General features: G+C 65.0%; 8 protein-coding genes. 2 read left to right on the forward strand and 6 right to left on the reverse strand.

The window, feature by feature from the left end; translation table 11 throughout:
- Positions 1 to 169 precede the first annotated feature (169 nt).
- Genes FKP22_RS15030 through xylF form a run of 3 tightly spaced genes read right to left on the reverse strand, consistent with a single transcriptional unit; the run spans position 170 to position 3,300 of the window.
- Entirely contained in the window at positions 170 to 979 is an 810-nt protein-coding gene (locus tag FKP22_RS15030; RefSeq protein ID WP_141288284.1) for an ATP-binding cassette domain-containing protein, read from the reverse strand.
- A complete protein-coding gene (locus tag FKP22_RS15035) occupies positions 979 to 2,223 on the reverse strand; it encodes a sugar ABC transporter permease (protein WP_211361415.1) in 1,245 nt (414 codons plus the stop codon). The genes FKP22_RS15030 and FKP22_RS15035 overlap by 1 nt, the downstream gene beginning before the upstream one ends.
- A gap of 33 nt (positions 2,224 to 2,256) precedes the next feature.
- Positions 2,257 to 3,300: a D-xylose ABC transporter substrate-binding protein gene (gene xylF / locus FKP22_RS15040; RefSeq protein ID WP_141288285.1), complete on the reverse strand. Its 1,044-nt coding sequence runs from the start codon at positions 3,298 to 3,300 to the stop codon at positions 2,257 to 2,259.
- Positions 3,301 to 3,574: 274 nt separating this feature from the next.
- Here xylF and FKP22_RS15045 point away from each other — a divergent pair, with 274 nt between their 5' ends.
- Both FKP22_RS15045 and FKP22_RS15050 read left to right on the forward strand, forming a co-directional pair.
- Positions 3,575 to 3,937 carry a GFA family protein gene (locus tag FKP22_RS15045; protein WP_141288286.1) on the forward strand — a complete coding sequence of 121 codons (363 nt, stop codon included), beginning with the start codon at positions 3,575 to 3,577 and terminating at the stop codon, positions 3,935 to 3,937.
- Positions 3,938 to 4,053: 116 nt separating this feature from the next.
- Entirely contained in the window at positions 4,054 to 5,421 is a 1,368-nt protein-coding gene (locus FKP22_RS15050; protein WP_141288287.1) for a hypothetical protein, read from the forward strand.
- 59 nt (positions 5,422 to 5,480) lie between these two features.
- On the opposite strand, the gene FKP22_RS15055 is transcribed toward FKP22_RS15050, so the two are convergent.
- The 3 genes from FKP22_RS15055 to FKP22_RS15065 form a co-directional block, all read right to left on the reverse strand.
- On the reverse strand, positions 5,481 to 7,016 hold the full coding sequence (locus FKP22_RS15055; RefSeq protein ID WP_141288288.1) for a patatin-like phospholipase family protein: 1,536 nt from the start codon (positions 7,014 to 7,016) through the stop codon (positions 5,481 to 5,483).
- Between the two features lie 4 nt (positions 7,017 to 7,020).
- A complete protein-coding gene (locus tag FKP22_RS15060; protein ID WP_141288289.1) occupies positions 7,021 to 7,449 on the reverse strand; it encodes a hypothetical protein in 429 nt (142 codons plus the stop codon).
- A gap of 100 nt (positions 7,450 to 7,549) precedes the next feature.
- A partial coding sequence (locus FKP22_RS15065; RefSeq protein ID WP_141288290.1) for an ROK family protein occupies positions 7,550 to 7,801 on the reverse strand: 252 nt, incomplete at its 5' end.

Here is a 7,801-nt window from a genome sequence, read left to right on the forward strand (position 1 = left end):
CGGGCGCGAGACCTGCAGCGGCTCGCTGGCGGTGGCGAGCACCTGGTGGCGCTCATCCAAAAGCAGCAGCTTCAACTCGGACGTGCCGAGGTCCATGCCAATGAACATCGAGGGCTTTCTTGAGGTGCCTGTTTCAAGCCGCAGGCACGGGGTAACGAAGTCGTGGGACTCAGGTTCCAGTCGCCAAAACCGGTTGCAGATCGGGGTTGCGTGCAGTGCGGTGCGCCGGCTGGCGGCCGCCGATGATCATGCCCAGCACCTCGTCCTGCGTGACATCGGCCACCGCCTCGGTGCCGACGACGTGGCCGTTTTTCATCACCGTCACGCGGTCGCAGACCTCGAACACATCCGGCATGTCGTGGCTGATCAGGAAGATGCCGATGCCTTGCGCTTTCAGGCGGTGGATGGTGTCGATCACCATGCGGGTCTCGGCCGGACCGAGGGCGGCGCAGGGCTCGTCCATGATCAGGATGCGGGCGTTGAAATACAGCGCGCGGGCGATCGCCACCGTCTGCCGCTGGCCGCCGCTCATGGCTTTCACCGGCCGGTGCAGCTGCGTGAAATGCGGGTTCAGCTTGGCGATGATCTGCCGCGCCTCGTGCTCCATGCGCGGCGTGTCCAGCGTGCCCCAGCGCGTCATCAGCTCGCGGCCGAGGAAGAGGTTGGCGGCGGCGTCCAGGTTGTCGGCCAGCGCCAGGGTCTGGTGGATGGTCTCGATGCCGGCGGCGCGGGCGTCCCGCGGGCTGGCGAAGGCCACCGGCTTGCCCTCGACCCGGAACTCGCCGCTGTCTGGCGCGTACACGCCTGAGAGCATCTTGATGAGGGTGGATTTGCCGGCGCCGTTGTGCCCCAGCAGGCCAACGACCTCGCCCGGCCGCAGGTCGCAGCTGACGTCGTCCACGGCCATCACCCCGCCGAAATGCTTGCTGACGCGGTCGACCTCGACCAGCCGCGGCAGCCCGGAAAAGTTATCGCGCATCACCGGCTGCTCCTGCGGTTGTAGACCACGTCAAACCACACCGCACCGATCAGCACCAGGCCGATGCAGATCTGCCGCTTGGCGCTGGACACGTCCATCAGCACCATGCCGTTGTCCAGGCTCTGGATCAGCAGCGCACCCACCACCGAACCGGCGATGGAGCCCACGCCGCCGGCCAGCGAAGTGCCACCGATCACTGAGGCGGCAATCACATACAGCTCGGCCATCTGGCCGATCGAATTGGCACCGGCATTCAGTCGAGCGGTGGTGATGACCGCGGCCAGCGCCGCCAGCGCACCCATCAGCATGAACAGCGTGAGCATCACGCGCAGCGTGGGAATGCCCGAGAGCAGCGCAGCGTCAGGGTTGCCGCCCATCGCGAACACATAGCGGCCGAAGCGGGTGCGCGTGGCGACGAAGCTCATCGCCAGCACCACCGCGATCAGGATCAGCACCGGCACCGCAATGCCCTTGCCCACCCGCTCCTGCTGCGCATTGAACGCGGTGTAGCTGTTCATCACCCACACGAAGCCGATGATGGCGCCGCACTGCAGCAGCACGCGCAGGCCGTCGGCCCACAGCGCCAGTTGATCGGCGCCGTAAGCCGTGCGGCTGCGGCGCACTTGCACCCGCTGCCAGACCACGAACACGCAGGCCAGCAGGCCCAGCACGCTGCTCCAAAGCGGGCCAATGGCGCCCGAAAGGCCGCCGCCCAGCAACTGGTAGTCAGGGGCCAGCGGGGCCAGCGTCTGCCCGTCGGCCACCAGGAAGGCGGCGCCGCGGTACATCAGGTAACCCGCCAGCGTGACGACGAACGCCGGCACTTGGCGGTAGGCCACCCACCAGCCCTGGAACGCGCCCACCAGCAGCCCACCGGCCAGGCCGGCGACGATGCTGAGCGGCCAGCCCCAGCCGGCCTCCGGCGGGAACAGCACCACCTGGGTGTAGGCGATCAGCATGCCGCTGAACGCCAGCAGCGAGCCGACCGAGAGGTCGATCTGCCTCGCCACGATCAGGAACACCATGCCGCAGGCCATCACGCCAGTGACGCAGGTCTGGATCGACAGGTTGTACAGGTTGCGTGGCGACAGGAAGGTGCCTTCGGTCAACAGCCCCAGGCCCACCCAGACAGCCAGCAGCACCAGCAGCATCGAGGTGAAGCGCGGGTCGAAGCCGGTCTTCTGGAAAAAGCCCTGCAGCGAAGGCCGCAGGGTGGACGCCGTGGGGCGGCTCAGGGTGGTCATGGTGGGTGCGTCTTGCTTGCTTCGCTCAACCGTTCAACGGCAAGCCTTGGGGCCGCTGGAAGCGTCCACGCCGCCGCAGACCTGGGCCTTGGTCGCCCAGCCGGCCGAGACCACGTAGTCCAGGTTGTCGGTGGTGATGGCCACGGGCTTCAGGAAGACCGACGGAATGGCCAGCTTCTTGGTGCCGCCGCTCCAGATGGCTGCGCCCTGCACCGCCGCAGGGGCCGTGCCCTTGGCCATCGCCACTGCGAAGCGGGCCGCGGCCTCGCCCAGCGTACGCGTGTCCTTGAACACGGTGACCGTCTGCTCGCCACGGGCCACGCGGTTCAGCGCGGCAATATCGGCGTCCTGGCCGGAAACCGGGATGCCACGCAGGTTCTGCGACTTCAGCGCCGCGACCGCGCCGCCGGCCGTGCCGTCGTTCGAGGCGACCACCGCGTCCACCTTGTTGCTGTTGCGCGTGAGGATCTGGTCCATGTTCTTCTGCGCGATCTCGGGCGACCAGCCTTCGGTGTACTGCTCGCCGACAACCTTGATCTTGCCGCCTGCAATGGCCGCCTTCAGCACCTCCAACTGGCCAGCGTGCAGGAAGTCGGCGTTCGGATCGGTGGGCGAGCCCTTGATGAACACGTAGTTGCCAGCCGGCTTGGCCTTCAGCACCTCGCGCGCCTGCATGCGGCCGACCTCGACGTTGTCGAAGGTCAGGTACAGCACGCCGGTGTCCTGGATCAGCCGGTCGTAGGCCAGCACGGGGATGTGCTCTTCCTTGGCCTTGCGCACTGCGGGCAGCACCGCGTCGGCGTCATAGGCCAGCACGATCAGCGCATTCGCACCGCGCGTGATCAGCCCTTCCACGTCCGCCAGCTGCTTCTCGTTCGAGCCCTGCGCGTCCGCACTGATGTACTTCGCGCCCAGCTTCTCCAGCGCCGCCTTGATGGCGCTCTCGTCGCGTTTCCAGCGCTCTTCCTGGAAGTTGGACCAGGACACGCCAACCACAATGTCCTTGGCCTGTGCCAGCGCCGAAGCGCCCAGCAGGCCTGCCAGCAGCAGCCGCGCCGCAAATGTGTTGAGGGTCATCTGTCTGTCTCCTTGACCACCGTCAGCGCGACGGCAGCACGTCTTCGCGAAGCTCCGCAAACGAAGCGCCGATCGGTTCGCTTATTTAGTTTGATCGACGAACAAACAATATCTTCGGATCGTGACCGCGTCAAGACGCGCGGGCTGGGGGTTTTCCGGGGGCATGCCTCGTTCGGGCTTGGCTGCGCAGCGGACCACTCGCAGAATCGAACTTCATGCGCGGCTCGGCTGTCCTGCGAGCAATGCCCTCCCCTCGTTCAACGGAGCCCGACCGATGCACCAAGGCGCTTGCCACTGCGGCGCAGTCCGCTTGACCCTGCCCTCCACGCCGGAGGTGGCCACGGCCTGCAACTGCTCCCTCTGCCGCCGCAGCGGCGGCCCCTGGGTCTACTTCCCGCTAGGCACGGTGAAGATCGAAGGCCACCCCGAGTGCACCACCGAATACATCTGGGGCGACCGCACGCTGCGCAACATCCGCTGCCGCACCTGCGGCGTCGTCACCCACTGGGAACCCATGGACCCGGTTGCCTGCCCCCGCCAAGGCATCAACTTGGGCAACTTCGATCCGGCGTTGATTGCGGCGGTAAGGGTGCGACGGTTTGATGGGGCGGAGACGTGGACGTTTGTTGATGAGTGAATCCGGAAATGAACTCGCGGGGCGGCTGCCCCTCGGCAGGGTCTGAGAAAAATTCTCAGCCACGAGGCCCTTCGACGATGATGCGCCATTCACGACGCAGCTTGAGAGAGGGAAAGATGGGGTCCATCGTTTACAGCTTCTTGAATGACAGTCTGCTGTTTGACCCGGGACTGATTCGGGAGCAATTCAAAAGTCTTTCAGAGGCGGCTCTTGCTGTGGAACTTCTGCGCTACAGGGAGTACTGCCTGCAGCATCGAGACACCCTGGTCGAAGAAGCTGCACCCGAAGACGGCAAGCTCCGGGTCTACGTTGGCGCCGATGTAGATAGACGATTTCTCAAGCAGGCGGCGTTCTACCTTGACACAGTTGTTTGCGCTGATCCTCTATTTGCTCTCACCCATCCCAAACATGAATCGACGGCAGCCTTTACAGCCGCATTTGAAATGCCAGATCCAAGCAGTTTGGATCGGCGGTCAATCGCGGAAGCAGCACAGCAGATGCTGGAGGCCAGGCCCTTGGTCGCAGCAGGCTATGTCCTCTTCTTGCCGACTTCACTCGAAGAGGAGGCTCCCTCGTCTCTTCCGATCTACGCGCCAGACGACGGATTCGAGGGAATCTTACCGCGTCACATCCTTGATTTGTACAAAGCGGCTGCGACGGTACGATCAATGCGCCCCTCGTCCCGAGGTCTGCTCATCCTGAATCATCTGGAGGTGGGCCGGCGCATCCACATTGACTTTGAGCCCGGTCGATCCGGAGGTTCATTCGTCTACAACCTCGTCGAGCAAGAGGTCCTTCAAGTAGACCGCAAAGCTGGTACGGTCCAGGTGGCGATGAGAATGCCCGCGGATCCTCCGACCAAAGAGTCGTTCGATGCATGGGTGGCGCAATCCATCAATAGTTCGGCTCGTAATCACTTCGATGCGCTGGCCCGCACAGTGCGCTGGTCCTCGCAAGTCGGAGCTCAATGTCTCGTTCGTTCGGGCATTTCGGCATCAGTTTTAGAGGCTACCGGCGATGTATCTGGCAGCAGCATTGATTCATCGACGGCAACTGGGGTTCTCAATCTCAACGTTCCGTTTTTCGATGGCGTAAGCATGGCGAACCTGATGGCAGCTCGCGCAGACGAAGAGGTCTTCAGACGATTCAGAAAGCAACTCGAAAAGCACTTTCGAGAACTGAGGCTCGAACTCGATCCTGAGAAGCGCCGCCTTAAAACTGAAAATGCCATGCACGAGCTTGTAGATATTCAGTTGACCGAGGTGGACAGTACGATTCGACGTCTTAAACGTAAAGCCGTGCTCAGCGGCATTGGGGGACTTGCCAGCTTCGCCGCGGCCATCCCTACTTCCGGTACCAGCCTTCTTGGCTCCCTTTGCGCGGGCTACGCTGGGTTCAGAACGTATGAGGAGTACCGCGTCTCGACCAAGGAAAATCCCGCCTACTTCTTGTGGCGAGCAAATGGAAATGCGCCATTTCGCTGAACTGGCTTCTCAGGCCGGACCATCCACCGACGCTGATTTTTCACCCAAGTTGAGGTGAATCAATCGCTCGGAAACCGGCACCCCGTCCTCGCCCAATTCGCATCCACAAACGACGCCGGCGCCGACAAGTCCAACAGCAGCCGCTCGTAGCAAGGATGCCGCTGCAGCAGCACCGTGCCGGCCTGCTGGATCGCCTCCAGATTCCCCGCCGTGATCTTCCAGCTGGTTGGCACGTTCTTGACCTTCTCGCGCAGGGCGCGTTGCTCGGGTGTGGCGACGGGCAACTGGTCGAAGTCGATCATCACCGGGTAGACGCGCAGGCCGGTGAATTTGGGGTCGCCGGTGGCGCCGCCGGATGCGGCGTTGAACTGGGCCATCAGCACTGACATCTGGCTGGCGATGCTGGTGGTGGCGGAGTCGATGGGCTGCGAGGTGACGGCGCTGATCATCGGGATGATGCCGGGGCGCGTGGCTTGCAGTGCGAGGTCGTTGGCCGGTTCGGCACGTGCGTTGATGACGATGACGACGACGGTGCGCAAGGCGCCGCCATTGATGGCGGCGAGCAGGCTGCCGGGGGTCATCGTGGTGCCAGGCAGCGGGTTGGCAATGAGGTGCGGGCCGTCTGGCGCGGAGAGGACTTCCATCAGGCCGTGCACCGCGAGGTTGTCGGCCATGCCGCCGTCCAGCAGGTAGACGTAGGGGATGCGGCGGCGCTGGGCGAAGTCCGGCGGGTCGCTGGGGCCTGCGGTGTCGTTGGAGCGGCGCAGGTCGACGGCGTAGCGGGCGCGCTTGAAGGCTTCGAGGTTGATGAAGGGGCTGTAGGTCTTGCGGACTTCTTTTTCGGGCCAGCTGGACGCGGGCTTGGCGGGGCAGCCGGGGCCGGAGAAGTTGGTCAGCGCGATGGGGGCAACGGCGATGGGCACGGCAGACGAGGCGGCCACGCCGACCGAGAGTTTCTGGTCGTCCAGGCTGGCGCAGATGTCGTCGAAGCGGCCGGGCGTGAAGGCGAAGACTTCGCCGGTGGACATCTCGGTGGCGTTCAGGATCAGGTAGGGCTTGCCGGGCTGGTTGACGGCGGCGAAGGTCTTGCCGTGGAACAGCTCGCGGTCGAACATGTCGCGGATCGCGTCGGTGCGGGACTCGCCTGCAAACGAGCGGCCGAGGATGGCGAACGGGTTCAGGAAATCGGCGGCGATGATTTCCATGTTGTCGGGCACCAGGAAGTTCTGGCGGAAGTCTTCCAGGCCTTCCTTGCCAGCCAGCGCGAAGTGCGCGGCAATGACGCTGCCGCCGGAGACGGAAGAGACCACGCCCACGTCGTCGGCCAGGCTGTGCGGCGCGCCACCGCCGGTGCTGATGGTCTGGTCGCGCAGCTCGCGCAGGATGGTCCAGCCCAGCGCTGCAGCGCGCGAACCGCCGCCGGAAATGGCAATCAGCACCAGCGGGCGCTGTGCGTCTGAAACATCGATGCTGCGTCGCTCGGGGTTGGGCTCGGCGGTGGACAGTGGCGTGTTTTCGAACCGGGTGCTGGCGCAGCCGGTGCAGAGCACAGCCGCGAGCAGCCAGGCGAGGCGATGAGAAGAAGGCAGCAGCATTGCGTCAGGCCTTCTTCGGTGCGGTGGATGCAGTCTTGACGGCGGGCTTGGCCGTGGCGACCGCTGGGGCCGCAGGCTTCGGGGCCGGCGTGGGCACAGGAGCCGACTTGGCGGCGAGCGCCGGCGCAGGCGTGGGCGGCGGGACGGGCGAAGGTGCTGGCACAGAGGCTGGTTTGGACACAGGCAGTGGCGCCGGCAAAGGTGCTGCCAGCGTGGCTGGTGCGCGGGTGAAGATCACCACGCAGGGCCGCATCAGCGAGGTCCCGGAGAGCACCACGTCCACACTCTCGGGCACGCAACCCTGCGTGTCGACCGTGACGGTGTATTCGTCGGATGGCAGCAGCAGCGTGTGGTTGGTGAAGCCGACGCCGTTGCCGTCCGCTCGGACCGGACATTGGTCCGGGCAAATGACCAGCATGTACTCGATGGACATGGCCTGCTCCCTGGCACCAGAGTACTGCATCCTGGCACGCGACCCTGGCCATGTCTGCCACCCATGTGGGGGGCTTCGGCAGGAAGGTGTCAGGCGGCTCTCAGGCCAGCAAGGCGTCGTGCAGCACCGCGCCGGCAGCGCCCACCGCGCAGGCGTTCAGCCCGAAGCGGCACAGCCGGACTTCGGTGCTGTGGAAGGCGTAGCGGCCTTGCAGGGCCTGGAAGCTGGCGCGGGCCGTGGCGAGGTACGGTGCGCCGAGTTGGCCCATGGGGCCGCCGAGCACGATGACGGCCGGGTCCAGCGCGTTGCAGATGTTCTGCATCAGCATGCCCAGGTAGCGGCCGGCGCGTTC

The organism is Ideonella azotifigens, assembly GCF_006519715.1.
Taxonomy (GTDB): domain Bacteria; phylum Pseudomonadota; class Gammaproteobacteria; order Burkholderiales; family Burkholderiaceae_C; genus Ideonella; species Ideonella azotifigens.